Genomic DNA, 17,158 nt, shown 5'->3' on the forward strand with positions numbered 1-17,158 from the left:
CAACCCTTTTAAAATAAAATACTATATGAGATTAGTAACCAGGATTCTGAGTCAAGGTACCATCAGATGCATTGATTTGAGCTATTGGAATAGGCATCAATGACCTATATGTATCTGTATTGGTTTTCTCCCACCATACATCGTCAAATGTTCCAAATCGAATTTGATCTGTTCTTCTGTTTGATTCTTGGAACATTTCACGCCCTCTTTCTGCCAAGAATTCAGCGGCATCGATGGAGCTTAATGGGGCTACACCAGCCCTTGCTCTTATGGCGTTAACGTCAGGTAATGATAAGTTCCAGTCACCTGCCGCTCTAGCACGGGCTTCACCACGAATCAAGTGTACATCTCCCAATCGAATAATTGGATAATCGTTGTTCATATCTTGTCTTCCCAAGACTTCAAAGCTAAATTTTTTCATACGAGCACCTGATTGTCTGATTGAATTTGGCTCCAATTCATTGATTTCTGGAGTGTACACTACTTGAAGATCATCATCATCCGAAGCGAAATCAATTAAGGCGTTACCTGAGAAATCAGTTTGTGGTCCTACCAAGAAATTTGCCTCTTTTCTTGCATCTCCGTCTTCGTAACTATTGTAAAATTCCTCCAAAACTTGGAAACCATTCCAAGGAGCGGCATCCAAACCATAGGTCAATTGACTTGGTCCGTGTAGCGTCATTTGATTGAAGTTCATACCGCCAAGACCGACACTATTGTATTCAATAGACCAGATAATTTCTGGATTATTTTCATTATTAGGGGCGAATACGGTAGCATATCCTTCCAATGTTTCTGGATCAGAATCTACATCGGGTCTTTTTGCCAAATTTGTTGCAGTACAACCTGCATCACAAAGAATGTAAGGACTATTGTCAATTACGTAGGATGCTGCCCAATCGGCTTCTAGATATCTAGGGATGCCTGTATAAACTTCAGCGTTCAAATACAATTTGGCCAATAGACCCAACGCAGCATATTGATTAATACGGTAGTTATTTACCTCAGTTCCTAATGGGCTTCCAGACAAGTCCAAACTAGCTGTAACTGAGGAAATGCCTAAAGATGCAAGTAATTGATTTTCCACAAATTCAAAAACTTCAGTACGACTAGCTTGTGGGGGATCTTCACCTGATGCCGTAACAATTTTTACCCTTCCAAAAGTATCTAATAATCGAAAGTAAAAATAAGCACGTAGTGTCCTTGCCTGAGCGGTTTGGTTAGCATCCAATGCACCACCTTCAAGAGCTGAATTTACTTCTCCAATGCCTCCATAGGCATCGTTCCATGTCTCGCCAATACGTTCATGGGCGGCATCCCAGGTATGGCGATGTAATTGAATCCAAATTCCACCATCGAACCAGTCACCTCCTTTTTGACCCACGGCAACGGCATCGGAGGTAACGGTTTGTGTAGCAAACCAACCTGTGTTACCGGCAGAACCGTTTCGTAGTCTGGAGTAGGCACTTAAAAGGGGTCCACTGCTGCCTCCAGATTCACCAGTAGATACACCTTCAATCGAAAACTCTTCCGTTAGGGAGTCTTCTAGCTCATCATCTAAATCAGTACAAGAAAAGGCAATTAAAGCCAAACTTGCCATTGTTATTTTAATAATTCGTTTCATAGTATTTTTTTTAGAAATTAACATTCAATCCAAGAGTTATGGTCGTTGATGTAAAGTAAGCTTCTCTTCTTTCAATACCAGGAACAAGTGGATTAGGAGATCCAGACCTTAAATTTCCAAGGTCGCCACCATCTGCCAAATTAGGATCAGGGTTAATACCGTCGTATCCTGTGATAGTAAATAAATTCTGTCCTGCCAATGAAAGACGTAATCCTTTAATATAACTGTCTGGTTTCAAATCAAAGTTATAACCTACAGACATGTTATCCAAACGTAAGAAGTCGGCCTTTTCTACATAGTAGTCGCTAAATTGGGCTGTCTTAATGTTAGGATTGGCATTGTCCGTATTAACAAAGTTATAGGAAGCTTGTGAACCAATTACAGGTTCATAAAAGGCTCTAAAACTGTTTACAAGGCTATGACCTACCACGGCTCTAAAGAATACATTGGCATCCCAGTTACCAAAAGAAACCTGGTTGGTCCAACCCAATTCGAAATCTGGAAGACCGTTACCCAATATTCTAAAATCTGCATCCTCATCCAAGGCACTACCTTGACCAGTAACCAAATTACCGTCACCGTTTATATCACTTAAAATAGGTGTTCCAGAAGCATCAAGCTGTCCAGACCAAACCGGTCCCCAAATTTGACCAACTTCCTCACCTTCTTTAACACGCACAACAAAAGTGTTGTTTTGACCTGGAGCTCCAAGGTTACCCAACACTTGATCCCCTTGAGGGTTTTCCTCTAATACAGTTTTGTTATGGGTGAAGATGATACCTGTGTTGTAATTAAGGTTTTCTTGTTTGATCAAGTCATAATTTATGGCAAGCTCAACACCATTCACACCTAGAGTTCCTGCGTTTTCCCAACGTTGACTGAATCCATCAAATTCAGATGATTCAACATTGGCAAGAATAATGAAGTCTTTGATATCCCTTGTAAAGAAATCCAAGGTAGCACCCAAACGATCTGTGGCGAATTCAAAACCAAGATTGATTTCTGATTTCTCTTCCCATTTCAAATCTGGATTTGCTGCACGACCATTATTCTGTGTAGTAGCGGCTCCACTTTGCCCATCAGCTCCGTTTTGTACGTTATAAATCTGCTGAGACAACCCTACCTGTGGTGGGTTCGCCCCGGTAACACCCCATCCAAGACGAGCTTTCAAAAGGTTTACATTGTTTAGGTTCAAATACTTGTTCAAATCGGCACCTACGGCAACCGCAGGGAATATACCCCATTGATTCTCTGATCCAAAGCGGCTGGAACCTTCACGGCTCAATGCAGCGTTTAAGTAAATGGCATCATCAAAAGTGGCGTTTACACGACCAAACATTCTAATAATACGGTCATCATCTTGTCTTGAACTACTTGCTTGTACTCGACCACCTTCCAATAAATCCTGTGCATCTTGAATTCTGTTGCTAAAGTCGAAATCCACACCGGCAGGAAAATCTCCAAGTGAAAAGAAATTAAAATTTTGGTCGGTTTCTTGGAAAGAATATCCTCCTGTAACGGTTAAATCTACAAAGTCACTGACTTCTCCAGTATATGTAGCGTATGTTTCAAACAAGGTAAAATTACGTTGGGAATTCCCAAAGTTTGCTAATCCTCTACGTGTTGGACTTAAAGCATTACCCCTCCAAAGGTTCGTAGTAGGATAGTATTGATTTGAATCCTCTTTTTCATCCTCTTTCGCATAATTCACATTGATTTTAAGCGCATCAGAAATTTTGTAATCCAAATTAATATTGTAGTTCAGGGTAGTATTGCCCCTATCATTCCTATTTTGCTTAGCAATAGCCACTGGGTTGAAACTATCGAATAAGCCAAGAGTTTCAAAATATCCACCGAACTGTGCAGAATTAAACGCAAAAGGAGCATCGTCCCCAAAAACCGGGGCGGTTGGGTTGTAACTCGTTGCATAACGTAAGGCTTCATTGAACCCAACTTGTGAATCTCTAGTTGTAAATGCGGTATTTACGGTTACTTTTAATTTGTCGTCAAAAAGTCTTCCCGTAAAGTTAGTACGGAAATTCGATTGCTGGAAACCCGATTTAACCAGGATACCATCTGTATCCCTAAAATTCGCAGCAATACGATAGGTCATGTTTTCACTACCTCCAGAGGCAGAAATATTATGTACTTGAGCAATTCCTGTTTGGGTAACTTCATCTCTCCAATCGGTATCACTACCTAAATCATTACCGCCAGCTGCCAAGAACTCTTCACGATTCATAATTTCAATTTGGTTGGCAATTGTTGATACACCAAACTGTCCGTTGTAAGATACTTGAAGAGGTTGACCACTTTTTCCGCTTTTGGTTGTTATTACAATCACACCAGAAGAAGCACGCGAGCCATAAATGGCCGCTGCGGAACCATCTTTTAATACAGTGATATTTTGAATATCAGCAGGGTCCACACTATCCAAAGAACCCCCAAGGATACCATCGATAACCACCAAAGGTTCTTGGTTACCGCCAACTGTTGAAAGACCCCTAAGACGTATGGTTGGAGCTTGGTTAGGGTTTCCACCTGGATTTACAACCGTAAGTCCCGCCACCTTACCTTGTAAAAGTTGAGCTGGCTGTTGAACTACACCTTGGTTGAAGTCCTCGGCATTTACACTGGTTACCGCCGTAGTAATTTCTTTTTTAGCTTGGCTACCATAACCAACTACCACTACTTCTTCCAATGCCTGGGTATCTTCCTCTAAAGTGACATCAATGGTACTTTGACCATTCACAGCAATCTCGGCTGACTTGTAACCGATATAGGTTACAACGAGCACGGCATCCTCGCCCACAGAAAGGGAAAAATTACCGTCAAAATCTGTTTGGGTTCCATTAGTGGTCCCTTTTTCCACAACGCTGGCTCCCGGTAGTGGGCCAGATGCATCGGAAACGGTACCGGAAACCTCCTGAGCTTGAGCTATACCAAAGGACAGAAAGGCCCCAAGAACAACTAACCTTTTTAGTAGCGTAATCTTCATAAAATGTTAATTTAAGTTGAGTTAATTAATTTCAGTTGTTAAATTTATGTAAAATCATTCTTAAAATTGACTATGTGCTATAATCTATGGTAACGAAAACGGTTTCGTGTTGATAACTTTTTCAAATTGATGGTTTAGCAATACTATATTAATAAATTTATTTGATTGACAATAATAAATACCTTAGATTCCGAATTTCCAATTTTTTACAAATATATGAATTTTTAATTTTTATGGTTTATTGGATAAGAATAAGTGAATTCCTTAAAAAGTAAGACGCGGATTGTTAATTAGACCAAGAAATTTTAATTTCACTTTAACAAATCTTTTAAATATCCATTATAGTTGAAAAAAAAAATAACATTAAAGCATATTGCCAGGGAATTAGATGTTTCTATATCCACTGTTTCCAAAGCCTTAAAGAATAGTGAGGAGATTAGTAGGGATACCAAAGATAAAATCCAAGCATTTGCTAAACTATACAATTATAGGCCCAACAATATTGCGTTAAGTTTAAAAAATAAAAGAACAAAAAATATTGGCGTAATAATACCTGATATTGTTCATCATTTTTTTACAACTGTTTTTAGGGGAATTGAGAAATATGCCAACGCTAGAGGTTATAATGTAATTATATGCGTTTCTGATGAGTCGTTTGATAAGGAAGTTATTAATATGGATTTATTGGCAAATGGGAGTATAGATGGTTTTATTATGTCCCTTTCTGCGGAAACACAATCTAAAAATGACTTTAATCATTTAAGGGAAGTTACAGAACAGGGGATTCCTTTGGTACTATTTGACCGGGTAACAGATGAGATTATTTGCGATAAAGTTATTTTAAATGATGAGGAGATTGCCTATGAGGCTGTAAGCTATCTGGCGGATTCCGGCAGTAGGAATATAGCCTTGGTTACTACAGAAGACTATTTTAATGTAAGTGTATCTAGGGCAATGGGTTATTCTAGGGCATTAGAAAACGAAGGGTTTGTTTTTAAAGAAGAGCTTGTTTTGACATTACCATATGATCATGCGGATGATTCATTGATACAGGAATTTTTTGAATCCAATAAAATAGATGCAGTTTTGTGTGTAAATGAGATTTTTGCGATCCGTTGTATGGATATTGTTCAAAAAATGGGTTTACAAGTGCCTAATGATATTGCATTTATAGGGTTTACAGATGGTATATTGTCTAAATATTCTAAACCAAGGTTAACCACAATAGCACAGCATGGTGATATTATGGGCGAAACGGCAGCAAGACTTTTAATTGAGAAAATAGAAAGTGATATTAATGATGAGGAAGAAACATTTGTAACTGAGGTTATTCCCGCAACACTGATTAAAAGGGAATCAACAATTAATTAATCATTTTATGAAAACACAAAAAGTTGGATTTATTTTCGATTTAGACGGTGTAATTGTAGATACTGCCAAATACCATTATTTGGCATGGAAAAAGTTGGCCAATGAATTAGGCATTGATTTTACCCATGAGCAAAATGAAATGTTCAAAGGGGTAAGCAGAAAAAGATGTTTGGAAATCTTATTGGATATTGGTGGTATAGCTGCTACAAAAGAACAATTTGATACATGGATGGTTGATAAAAATATCGACTATTTGGCCTATATAGAAAAGATGGATGCTTCTGAAATATTACCGGACGTTCCTAGGATACTTAAATATCTTAAGGATAAAGGCATGCCAATTGCACTGGGATCTGCAAGTAAGAATGCTAGGCCAATTTTAGAAAAAGTAAACTTATTACATTATTTTGACAGTATTGTAGATGGCAATAGCGTTACCAAAGCAAAACCAGACCCTGAGGTTTTTATTATGGCTGCCAATAATTTGAATATGTCGCCTAACCAATGTGTTGTATTTGAGGATGCCGTTGCTGGAATAGAGGCTGCGAATAATGCTGGCATGGTGAGTGTCGGTATTGGTCATGAAGACATATTAGTCGAAGCAAAATATAATTTTCAAGACTTTACAGAAATAGACAATAGCTTTTTAGATAAACTTTTAAGCATAGAACAAGTAGTGAAATAGCATATTATTTTTTTAAATAATCTACAGAAATGGGCTTATGCCAAAGCCAATCTCAATCTTATAAATATGAATCAAGACTATATAAAAGCAGACCCATGGTCTATAATAGAAGAAGGGTTTGCTGCCGAACAGGTAAAATCATCAGAAAGTCTATTTAGTATTGGTAATGGTGCTATGGGACAACGAGCCAATTTTGAGGAAACCTATTCTGGGGAAACATTTCAAGGGAGCTATATTGCTGGGGTATATTACCCAGATAAAACACGTGTAGGTTGGTGGAAAAATGGTTATCCCGAATATTTTGCCAAAGTTTTGAATGCCCCAAACTGGATAGGTATTAATGTTTTTGTAAATGGAACCCCTATTGATTTGGCAACATGTAAGGTGTCCAATTATAGACGGGAGCTGAATATGCAAGAAGGATGGTATAAAAGAAGTTTTAATGCCATACTAAAAAACGAAACTGAAATTCATGTTGAGGCAATACGGTTTTTAAGCCTTAATCTAGATGAAATAGGGGCTATTTCTTATAAAATAAGGGTTATTAACATGGATGCCGAGGTGGTTTTTGAACCTTATCTGGATAGTGGTATTACCAATGAGGACAGTAACTGGGATGATAAATTCTGGAATACCACCAGTGCAGAGGTTTTTGGTGATAGGGCATATATAGAAGCCCACACAATGAAGACCAATTTTAAGACTTGTACGTTTATGCAAGCATCGTTACATTATAATAACACTTCCATTGCCGGTGTAACCGGAGCATCCCATGACACTTTTGTTTCCTTAAAATACACTCAAAATATTAAAAAAGGGGAAGAGTTAACCTTAATTAAATATGGTGGTTATACGGTTTCTAGAAATCATGACGAAACTGAATTAAAATCCGCGGCAAACACTGTCTTAGATGAGGTTTCCGTAATTGGTTTTGATTTCTTACTTAAAAAACAAAAAGCGGCTTGGGCGGCAATTTGGGACATGAGTGATATTGTCATAGAAGGCGATGTTAAAGCGCAACAAGGCATTCGCTTTAATATTTTTCAATTGAACCAAACCTATCTAGGTACAGACTCTAGACTTAATATAGGACCAAAAGGATTTACTGGCGAAAAATATGGTGGCAGCACCTATTGGGACACAGAAGCTTATTGTATACCTTTTTATATGGCTACTAAGGACGATAAGGTTGCTAGGAAATTATTGAAATATAGGTACAACCATCTAGAAAAAGCCATTGAGAATGCTGAAAAATTAGGTTTTGGAAATGGTGCTGCGTTATACCCAATGGTAACCATGAATGGTGAGGAATGCCATAATGAATGGGAAATTACATTTGAGGAAATCCATAGAAACGGTGCCATTGCGTTCGCTATCTATAACTACTACAGATATACTGGTGATTATAGTTATATACCCGAAATGGGCCTGGAAGTATTGATTGGGATTGCAAAATTCTGGTTTCAGCGTGCCAACTATTCTCAAAGTAAGGAAAAATATGTAATCCTAGGCGTCACCGGACCCAATGAATATGAGAATAATGTGAACAATAACTGGTACACCAATTACCTAGCCAAGTGGTGTATACAATATACATTGGAACAATTACTGAAAGTTAAGGATGGTTACCCAGAGGATTATCACAGAATCATAGGCAAAACAAAGCTTACAACGGTAGAATGCGAACGTTGGAAAAAAGTAGCTGATGAAATGTACTTTCCGTTTGATAAAAATTATGATGTCTATTTACAACAAGATGGTTTTTTAGACAAGGACTTGGTAAAGGTGGCGGATTTAGAGAAGACTCAAAGACCAATCAACCAAAAATGGAGTTGGGATAGAATTTTACGTTCTCCATATATTAAACAAGCAGACGTGTTGCAAGGTTTCTATTTCTTTGAAGACCATTTTACTCTAGGGGAATTAGAAAAGCATTTTGATTTCTATGAACCGTTCACGGTACATGAATCATCGCTATCACCGTGTGTTCACAGCATCCAAGCAGCTAAATTAGGTCGTATGGAACAAGCGTACAAATTCTATCTACGTACATCTCGTTTAGATTTGGATGATTATAATAAAGAGGTAGAAGAAGGTTTACATATAACCTCCATGGCTGGCACATGGATGAGCATCGTGGAAGGTTTTGGAGGAATGAGGATCATAAATGATAAGTTATGTTTTACGCCCCAAATCCCTAAGCAATGGGAAACCTATTCTTTTAAAGTTAATTTTAGGAATAGAATTATAAAGGTAAGGGTTACTGCAAATAAAGTTACTTTTGAGTTAATTGGGGATAGGGAAGTGTCCATTAGGGTCAATGATAAAAAAGTTGAACTAATTCCCAATAAATTAGTAGTGGTATAAGGTAATCTTTTAAAAAACACATTGTCCATTTAATGGGTTATTAACAGAGGAGAGAAATAATGAAAAGGAAAGCGGTAATTTATCATGTATTTACAAGATTGTTTGGTAACACAAACACAAACAATAAACCGTGGGGGACCATAGAAGAAAATGGTGTTGGTAAATTTGCTGATTTTACTAAAAAAGCACTTCAAGAAATTAAGGACTTGGGGATTACCCATATTTGGTATACGGGAGTGCCGCATCATGCTGTAATTAGGGATTATACCAAATTTGGAATTTCCAATGACGACCCAAATGTGGTAAAAGGTAGGGCAGGATCGCCTTATGCAGTAAAGGATTATTACAATGTGAATCCAGATTTGGCCTTGGACCCTGCGAACAGGTTGGAGGAATTTAAGGATTTGGTCAAACGCACACATGATGCAGGGATGAAGGTAATTATAGATATTGTCCCAAACCATGTAGCACGCGCTTACCTGGGTATTACCAATCCAAAGGGAGTAAAGGATTTTGGTGCTGGTGACCTTACATCTGTAGAATATGATAAGAACAACAGCTTCTACTATATTCCAAATATGGAGTTTGAGGTTCCCAATTGGCGAGATGGTTATAAACCTTTGGGAGGGGAGAAAAATAAATTGCAGTTTTCCACTTTAGTGGAAAACCCTGCAAAATGGACTGGAAATGGCTCTAGAAGTCCTAGGCCAGATATGAATGACTGGTATGAGACCGTTAGAATTAATTATGGCGTTAGACCAGATGGTGTGTTGGATTATGATCTATTGCCACATGATTTTGCGGATAAAGATTATCAAGAACATTATAATTTTTGGAAAGGTAAAGAGCTTCCTAATTCTTGGGGAAAGTTTAGGGATATTGCACTTTACTGGTTAGATCTTGGCGTAGATGGCTTTAGGTATGACATGGCTGAAATGGTACCGGTTGAGTTCTGGAGTTACATGAATTCCTCTATTAAAATGAAAAATCCTGATGCCTTTATTATGGCAGAAGTCTATAACCCAGACCTATATAGGTTGTACATAAATAAGGGTAAAATGGACTATCTCTATGACAAGGTAGATTTTTATGATGGATTAAAGCATATTATGAAAGGGTATGGTTGGGCAGATCATATTCCTGTTGTACAAAATGGTCTACAGGATATTGAGCACAACATGCTTCATTTTCTAGAGAATCATGACGAACAACGCGTAGCAAGCCCAGAATTTGTTGGAAATGCAGAAATAGCAAAACCAGCAATGGTAGTATCGGCAACGATTAGTACCTCTCCCACTATGATTTATTTTGGTCAAGAGGTTGGTGAGCCTGCTAAGGAAAATGCTGGTTTTGGCAGTCCGTCAAGAACATCCATTTTTGATTATGTTGGAGTTCCTGCCCACCAAAGATGGGTAAATAACAAAAAGTTTGATGGTGGACAATTATCAGGGCAAGAAGCACATCTTAGGGATTTTTATAAAAGATTGTTGAATTTCACCATAACCAATGAGGCCTTAATGGGGTCATATCGTGAAATTCACTTTTATAATAAGGAACTCACTAAAAATTATAACCATAGAGTACTATCATATGTACGTTGGTCAAAGAATCAAAAATTAATTATCGTTGTTAATTTTGATATAAACGAATCATTTGAATTTGACCTAAAATTACCAGTGGATCTAATTAAGGAATGGCAGTTAGAAGATGGTACATACCCTCTTTTAGATACACTTTATAATACTAATAATGAATTAAATATAAAAAATGGTGAAGGTCATGTCGCTGTCAGAATAGAACCTTTGCAATCTTATATTTTTGAAATTAAATAGTTAAAAAAATGTTCAATAAGCTTTTGTTTACCTTGGTAAGTATATTCATAATTTCTTGTAATATGAAAGAACCGCTTATTATTGGTCATAGAGGGGCAATGGGCCACGAAACGGAAAATACCTTGGCTTCTATCCAAAAAGCAATGGATTTGGGTGTTGATATGATCGAGATAGATGTTTTTAAGATTAAAAGTGGTGAAATAGTGGTTTTTCATGATGAAACCGTAGATCGACTTACGAATGGTCTAGGCAAGATTGAGGAGTATACTATCTACGATCTTAAGCAACTTATTTTAGATGGAGGCCATAAAATTCCATTACTCGAGGATGTATTGAAATTGATTGATAATAAAGTTGCTTTAAATATTGAGCTTAAAGGCGCCAATACTTCGGACAAGGTTAATTTTATTATGGATAATTTTATTAAAGAACATCATTGGTCACCCGAAAATTTTATTATTTCTAGTTTCAATTGGGACGAATTACGGGAAATGAGACGAATAAATCCAACGGTAAGGATTGCCGTTTTGACCGATGAAAATCCTGTTGAGACCATACCAGTTGCAAAAGAATTAAATGCAGAAGCCATTAACCCATACTTTATGAGATTAAACTTGGAGGTTGCAAATGAAATAAGAGAAGCTGGTTTTAAAATTTATACTTGGACAGTTAATGAACCACAAGATATTATTGCTATGAAAAGAATTGGTGTAGATGGTATTATAACCAATTATCCAGAACGTGTCAATTAATGTATGATGTTGTAATTGTTGGTGGTGGTGCTGCAGGGTTTTTTACGGCAATTCATATTGCAGAAGCAAGACCAGATCTAAAAATTCTGATCTTAGAAAGGGGAAAAGATGTACTTACCAAAGTAAGGATATCAGGTGGTAGTAGGTGTAATGTAACCCATGCAGAGTTTAACCCTAAAGAATTAACAACAAATTATCCACGGGGAGAAAAGGAGCTTTTAGGACCTTTTCACCAATTTGCTAGTGGTGATACTATTGAGTTTTTTGAGACCCGAGGTATTTCTTTAAAAATAGAGGAAGATGGCAGAATGTTTCCTATTACAGATTCGTCACAAACAATAATAGATTGTTTTCTTTCGGAAACAGAGCGTTTGGGAATTCAAGTAAAAAAATTGGTATCTGTTATAGCTATCGAGCAGAAAAGCATTCAAAATAAAAAAGAATGGCATATTCAAGCTGGCAATGGAATTTTTACTGCCAAGAAGTTGGTGATGACAACGGGGAGCAATCCAAAAATGTGGGAATTGCTCCGAAATATGGGACACACCATAATTGAGCCCGTACCGTCATTGTTTACCTTTAACATAAAAGACGAACGTATTGCCAATATTCCAGGGTTAAGTACTGCGGCGGAAGTTTCTGTTCTGGATAAAAAAATAATCTATAAAAATAATGGCAATAGATCTAATGGGAATATGGTATTGTTTTCCAATGGGCCTTTATTAATCACACATTGGGGAATGAGCGGTCCGTGTATTCTAAAACTATCGGCATGGGGCGCTAGACTTTTAGAATCGTATGACTATCGATTTAAAATAGCTGTAAATTGGGTGCCAGATTATCATAAAAACGGCTTGTTGTCTTTGTTTAAAGAAATAAAAAAAGTAGAGCGAAAGACCATTTTACGTACGAAAGTGGTAGATATTCCCAAAAGATTATGGGTAAATTTGGTTAGAGCTTCGGAAATAGAGGAATCTTGCACTTGGCCAGATGTATCACACCAACAGTTAGAAAATTTAGCAGAACAACTTACAAATGGTATTTTTAAGGTAGAGGGTAAAAGTACCTTTAAAGAGGAATTTGTAACTGCAGGTGGTGTCGATTTAAAGGAAATCAATTTTAAGACCTATGAAAGCAAAATACTATCTGGGCTGTACTTTGCCGGTGAAATCTTAAATGTGGATGCTATTACAGGTGGATTTAATTTTCAAAATGCATGGACCGGAGGGTATATGGCTGCAAATGGAATCATAGATAGTTTTGCAGAACATACATAATTAATCATGAAACAGTTTGTTGCATTTCTTAGGGGGATCAATGTAAGTGGCCAAAAAAAGGTTCCCATGGCAGATTTACGTAAAGTACTAAGTGATATAGGCTTTAAAAATGTACAGACTTATATACAGAGTGGAAATCTAGTTTTTGAAAGTAATGAAATTGACCCTAGCCAAATTAGTGTGTTGATTGAGAAATGCATCAAAAAAGAATTTGCTTTTGAGGTTCCGGTATTAGTAAAGGCGGTAGGGGAAATTCAATTGATACTAAACAATAATCCATTTGACCAACAGGATGATTTAGAGCAAAACCGGGTTTATTTTGTGCTTTTTCTTGAATCACCTGAAAGCAACCTTGTTAATGCTTTTAAAGAAGAAAGCTATCCTAATGAGCAATTCTATATTGGTAATGATTGCTTATATCTGAAATGTAATCTAGGTTATGGAAATGCCAAATTGAACAATAACCTTATAGAAAGGAAATTAAAAATTATAGCGACTACAAGAAACTATAGAACCTTGAATAAGATGTTGGAAATGACATCTTAACTAATTTAAAACCCAAATCTTATAGTTTAGTAAGGTAGCAAAGCAGACCCAAAGTAAATAAGGCACCAAAAGTGCTGCGGCTAGCTTGCTTACTACTTTAAACCACTTTATGGTTAATACTAGCATTATTACAAGGGTAATGATGACCAAAAATGCTAAAAAAGGATTTTTTAATCCGAAGAAAACAATGCTCCAAAGTGCATTTAGCAATAATTGGAAACCAAAATGATACAGGGCAGTCTTTACCCATTTATGATGAAATCCCTTGGCCCATACCCAACCTGAAGAAATACCCATTAAAACATAAAGAACAGACCAGACAGGGGCAAATAACCAGTTTGGTGGATTGAAACTTGGCTTGTTTAATGTGGTATACCAATCGTTGACCGAGCTTTGGGTAACAATACTAGACAGGTAGCCTATAATCAGACAAATGGCAACACTGATAGAAATGTAGGTCAGTTTCTTTTTCAAGATAAAAAGTATTTGCTCTAAAATAAGGATTTATTTTAATAGGTGTGGCTAAAAACTATCTTTGCACAAACACGCTTTGCATGACCGAAAAAGATTTTATACCATCAAAATATCAAGAACTCAAAGAACAAGGTCAGGTCTCTTATACATCGCCAAGCAACATTGCCTTGGTGAAATATTGGGGTAAAAAGGAAAATCAAATTCCTGCAAATCCTTCTATAAGTTTTACTTTGGAGGCGTGTGCAACAACTACTTCTTTAAAATATAAGAAAAGGGCAGGGGACAATTCAGATTTTTCTTTTGATTTGTTGTTTCAAGGGGAACCTAAGCCTTCATTTAAACCTAAAATCGAACAATTTTTCAAAAGGGTTATTTCATACCTGCCTTTTTTAACACAATATCATTTAATAATTGAAACTTCTAATTCTTTTCCACACAGTAGTGGTATAGCCTCTTCGGCAAGCGGTATGTCTGCATTGGCACTTTGCCTAATGGAATTGGAGAAGGAGTTTGTGCCAACCATGACAAGTGAATTGTTTGTGCAAAAGGCTTCTTTTTTATCGCGTTTAGGTTCTGGGAGTGCCTGTAGAAGTATTGAAGGGGATTTGGTGCAATGGGGTAAACATAAGAATATAGAAGGTAGTACAGATTTATACGGAATTAAATATCCTTATGAGGTACATCCTATTTTTAAGAATTACCATGATACCATTCTATTAGTGGACAAGGGCGAAAAGCAGGTGAGCAGTACAGTGGGGCATGACTTAATGCATGGCCATCCGTTTGCGGAACAAAGATTTTCACAGGCCCATAAGAATTTAGAGAACCTAAAAGTCATATTTAAAGAAGGCAATCTTAAGGAGTTCATAAAAATAGTAGAAAGTGAGGCATTGACGCTACATGCCATGATGATGACAAGTCAACCTTATTTTATATTAATGAAACCAAATACCCTGGAAATCATTAATAAGATTTGGGATTTTAGGGAAAAATCTAAGACCAATGTTTGTTTTACTTTAGATGCAGGAGCTAATGTTCACGTGTTATATCCAGAGGTTGAAAAAGCAGAAGTATTTCAATTTATTCAGGATGAGTTGGTTGCATACTGCCAAAACCAACAGTATATTTGTGATCGAATTGGATTTGGTGCAAAAAAGCTAAGCGTTAAATAAGATACTTTAAAGCATATTTGCCCGTTATTTGAAAAGAATTGAACCAATAGTTCATCAATTTCGTATATGAGTTTTGATCATATACTTAAGTTGATTATCTTTAATAGCAGTTCTAAGTATATTTAGAGGTTGACAAACAAATGAAAGGACCATTATTTTATTCAAAAATACTTCTCTTTGGAGAATACGGTATCATTAAAGACTCCAAGGGTCTTTCTATCCCTTTTAATTATTTTAAAGGAGCTTTAAAAAAGGAAAACAATTTTTCTGCAACGGCAAAGGCATCTAACTTGGCGTTAAAGAATTTTGTTATCTATCTTGAAGATTTAACCAAAAAGGACTCTACTTTGGTTTCTTTTGATTTGGAGGCTTTAAATGAAGATGTTGAAAACGGGATGTATTTTGACAGCTCTATCCCCCAAGGATATGGTGTTGGAAGTAGTGGCGCACTTGTGGCAGCTGTTTATGATAGATATGCAACGGATAAGATAACCGTTCTTGAAAATCTTACACGTGAAAAACTATTAAAATTAAAGACCATTTTTGGTAAAATGGAATCTTTCTTTCATGGCAAATCTTCTGGTTTAGATCCATTAAATAGTTATTTAAGTTTGCCAATTCTAATTAATTCTAAGGACAATATAGAATCTACAAGTATTCCAAGTCAAAACACAGATGGTAAAGGTGCCGTATTTTTATTGGATAGTGGTTCTACAGGTGAAACCGCACCTATGGTACAATTGTTTATGGAACAGATGAAGAACGATGGGTTCAGGAGGATGCTTAAAAATCAATTTATTAAGCATACCGATGCTTGTGTTGAGGATTTTATCAACGGTAATATAAAATCCCTTTTTGGTAATCTAAAACAACTTTCGCATGTTGTTTTGGATAATTTTAAACCCATGATTCCTTCAAAATTCCATGAACTATGGAAACAGGGCATAGATACCAATGATTACTATTTAAAGTTATGTGGCTCTGGTGGTGGCGGTTATATTTTAGGTTTCACTGAAGATATTGATAAAGCTAAACTGGCTTTAAAAGATTTCAAATTAGAGGTAGTTTACAACTTTTAGGAATTATCCAAAATGCTTAGTAGAAAGAACAAACTCTTACTATTAAAGGTGTTGAGTCTGTTTTCGGTTGTACGGGGCTATAATATTCTAATTATAGCTTTGGCACAATATTTAGCGGCCATTTACATTCTTGCCCCAGACCTTCCAGTTAGGAAGGTAGTCTTCGATATTAATTTATTGGTAATTGTATTGGCATCAACATTGGTGATAGCAAGTGGTTATATTATTAATAATTTCTACGATGCCGAGAAGGACTTGATCAATAAACCAAGGAAGAGTATGTTGGACAGGTTGGTAAGCCAACGCTTTAAGTTATCTACCTACTTTATCCTTAATTTTTTGGCAGCTTTTGCGGCAAGCTATGTGTCTTTTAGGGCAGTATTGTTTTTTTCAGCATATATTTTTGGTATTTGGTTCTATTCGCATAAACTCAAGAAAGTACCATTTCTGGGTAATTTTGTTTCGGCCACTTTGGCCATTACACCTTTCTTTGCCGTTTTTGTGTATTACAAAAACTTTGAAACAGTAATTTTTGTACATGCCATGTTTCTTTTCCTAATTATACTTGCTCGTGAAATGATCAAGGATTTAGAGAATATCACTGGTGATTTGGCACAAAACTACAGGACTATTCCTATTATTTACGGTCTAAAAATCTCGAAGCTTTGTATTGCATTTTTAATTCTTCTTACATTGATACCTTCCTTGCTGCTAATTCTGAAGTTTGATGTGGGCTATATGAATTATTACTTCATGTGCTGTGTGCTATTACTACTTCTATTCCTTGTATTACTTTCAAGGGCATCAATAAAAAAGGAATATGTAGGATTGCATAATATTTTAAAATTAATAATTGTTGCCGGAGTCTTTAGTATTTTATTGATAGATGTAGATTTGGTGCTAAATCGAATTTTGTAGGTAAGTGCTTGATTTTGTATTTAGTTGAAGATAAGTATCACCCCAGCACTCCAATTTCCTACC

At 36.5% G+C, this 17,158-nt stretch carries 13 protein-coding genes; 10 read left to right on the forward strand and 3 right to left on the reverse strand.

Features of this window, described 5'->3' with window-relative positions:
* Nucleotides 1–31 precede the first annotated feature (31 nt).
* Both ACOCEA_RS06580 and ACOCEA_RS06585 read right to left on the reverse strand, forming a co-directional pair.
* Nucleotides 32–1,624 (reverse strand): RagB/SusD family nutrient uptake outer membrane protein, encoded by a 1,593-nt coding sequence (locus tag ACOCEA_RS06580; protein WP_420755416.1) that lies wholly within the window; start codon nucleotides 1,622–1,624, stop codon nucleotides 32–34.
* A 10-nt stretch (nucleotides 1,625–1,634) separates the two neighbouring features.
* Nucleotides 1,635–4,622, reverse strand: coding sequence for a SusC/RagA family TonB-linked outer membrane protein (locus ACOCEA_RS06585; protein WP_420755417.1), 2,988 nt, complete (start codon nucleotides 4,620–4,622; stop codon nucleotides 1,635–1,637).
* 345 nt (nucleotides 4,623–4,967) lie between these two features.
* Here ACOCEA_RS06585 and ACOCEA_RS06590 point away from each other — a divergent pair, with 345 nt between their 5' ends.
* From ACOCEA_RS06590 to ACOCEA_RS06620, 7 genes are all read left to right on the forward strand, one after another.
* A complete protein-coding gene (locus tag ACOCEA_RS06590) occupies nucleotides 4,968–5,993 on the forward strand; it encodes a LacI family DNA-binding transcriptional regulator (protein ID WP_420755418.1) in 1,026 nt (341 codons plus the stop codon).
* A gap of 7 nt (nucleotides 5,994–6,000) precedes the next feature.
* Nucleotides 6,001–6,678, forward strand: coding sequence for a beta-phosphoglucomutase (gene pgmB / locus ACOCEA_RS06595; protein WP_420755419.1), 678 nt, complete (start codon nucleotides 6,001–6,003; stop codon nucleotides 6,676–6,678).
* A gap of 66 nt (nucleotides 6,679–6,744) precedes the next feature.
* Complete coding sequence (locus tag ACOCEA_RS06600) at nucleotides 6,745–9,045, forward strand: glycoside hydrolase family 65 protein (protein ID WP_420755420.1); 2,301 nt, start codon at nucleotides 6,745–6,747, stop codon at nucleotides 9,043–9,045.
* Nucleotides 9,046–9,104: 59 nt separating this feature from the next.
* Nucleotides 9,105–10,877, forward strand: coding sequence for an alpha-amylase family protein (locus ACOCEA_RS06605; RefSeq protein WP_420755421.1), 1,773 nt, complete (start codon nucleotides 9,105–9,107; stop codon nucleotides 10,875–10,877).
* A gap of 62 nt (nucleotides 10,878–10,939) precedes the next feature.
* Entirely contained in the window at nucleotides 10,940–11,629 is a 690-nt protein-coding gene (locus tag ACOCEA_RS06610) for a glycerophosphodiester phosphodiesterase (RefSeq protein ID WP_420755422.1), read from the forward strand.
* Nucleotides 11,629–12,906, forward strand: a complete 1,278-nt coding sequence (locus ACOCEA_RS06615; RefSeq protein ID WP_420755423.1) for a BaiN/RdsA family NAD(P)/FAD-dependent oxidoreductase — start codon at nucleotides 11,629–11,631, stop codon at nucleotides 12,904–12,906. The genes ACOCEA_RS06610 and ACOCEA_RS06615 overlap by 1 nt, the downstream gene beginning before the upstream one ends.
* Before the next feature lie 6 nt (nucleotides 12,907–12,912).
* Nucleotides 12,913–13,452: a DUF1697 domain-containing protein gene (locus ACOCEA_RS06620; protein ID WP_420755424.1), complete on the forward strand. Its 540-nt coding sequence runs from the start codon at nucleotides 12,913–12,915 to the stop codon at nucleotides 13,450–13,452.
* On the opposite strand, the gene ACOCEA_RS06625 is transcribed toward ACOCEA_RS06620, so the two are convergent.
* Nucleotides 13,453–13,926, reverse strand: a complete 474-nt coding sequence (locus tag ACOCEA_RS06625; RefSeq protein ID WP_420755425.1) for a TspO/MBR family protein — start codon at nucleotides 13,924–13,926, stop codon at nucleotides 13,453–13,455. It abuts the gene before it with no gap.
* A gap of 80 nt (nucleotides 13,927–14,006) precedes the next feature.
* Between ACOCEA_RS06625 and ACOCEA_RS06630 the strand changes: the two genes are divergently transcribed.
* From ACOCEA_RS06630 to ACOCEA_RS06640, 3 genes are all read left to right on the forward strand, one after another.
* The gene (locus ACOCEA_RS06630) at nucleotides 14,007–15,098 is read left to right on the forward strand and encodes a diphosphomevalonate decarboxylase (RefSeq protein WP_420755426.1); all 1,092 of its coding nucleotides are present in this window, start codon (nucleotides 14,007–14,009) and stop codon (nucleotides 15,096–15,098) included.
* A gap of 140 nt (nucleotides 15,099–15,238) precedes the next feature.
* Nucleotides 15,239–16,177, forward strand: coding sequence for a mevalonate kinase family protein (locus ACOCEA_RS06635; protein WP_420755427.1), 939 nt, complete (start codon nucleotides 15,239–15,241; stop codon nucleotides 16,175–16,177).
* A 12-nt stretch (nucleotides 16,178–16,189) separates the two neighbouring features.
* Nucleotides 16,190–17,095, forward strand: a complete 906-nt coding sequence (locus ACOCEA_RS06640) for a geranylgeranylglycerol-phosphate geranylgeranyltransferase (protein WP_420755428.1) — start codon at nucleotides 16,190–16,192, stop codon at nucleotides 17,093–17,095.
* Nucleotides 17,096–17,158 lie beyond the last annotated feature (63 nt).

The organism is Maribacter luteocoastalis (assembly GCF_048890225.1).
GTDB classification, from domain to species: Bacteria; Bacteroidota; Bacteroidia; order Flavobacteriales; family Flavobacteriaceae; genus Maribacter; species Maribacter luteocoastalis.

Coding starts and splice junctions, on each gene's coding strand:
- ACOCEA_RS06635 (WP_420755427.1), top strand. CDS start 15,239: ATGAAAGGACCATTATTTTATTCAAAAATACTTCTCTTTGGAGAATAC.
- ACOCEA_RS06615 (WP_420755423.1), top strand. CDS start 11,629: ATGTATGATGTTGTAATTGTTGGTGGTGGTGCTGCAGGGTTTTTTACG.
- ACOCEA_RS06585 (WP_420755417.1), bottom strand. CDS start 4,622: ATGAAGATTACGCTACTAAAAAGGTTAGTTGTTCTTGGGGCCTTTCTG.
- ACOCEA_RS06630 (WP_420755426.1), top strand. CDS start 14,007: ATGACCGAAAAAGATTTTATACCATCAAAATATCAAGAACTCAAAGAA.
- ACOCEA_RS06580 (WP_420755416.1), bottom strand. CDS start 1,624: ATGAAACGAATTATTAAAATAACAATGGCAAGTTTGGCTTTAATTGCC.
- pgmB (WP_420755419.1), top strand. CDS start 6,001: ATGAAAACACAAAAAGTTGGATTTATTTTCGATTTAGACGGTGTAATT.
- ACOCEA_RS06605 (WP_420755421.1), top strand. CDS start 9,105: ATGAAAAGGAAAGCGGTAATTTATCATGTATTTACAAGATTGTTTGGT.
- ACOCEA_RS06640 (WP_420755428.1), top strand. CDS start 16,190: ATGCTTAGTAGAAAGAACAAACTCTTACTATTAAAGGTGTTGAGTCTG.
- ACOCEA_RS06610 (WP_420755422.1), top strand. CDS start 10,940: ATGAAAGAACCGCTTATTATTGGTCATAGAGGGGCAATGGGCCACGAA.
- ACOCEA_RS06620 (WP_420755424.1), top strand. CDS start 12,913: ATGAAACAGTTTGTTGCATTTCTTAGGGGGATCAATGTAAGTGGCCAA.
- ACOCEA_RS06600 (WP_420755420.1), top strand. CDS start 6,745: ATGAATCAAGACTATATAAAAGCAGACCCATGGTCTATAATAGAAGAA.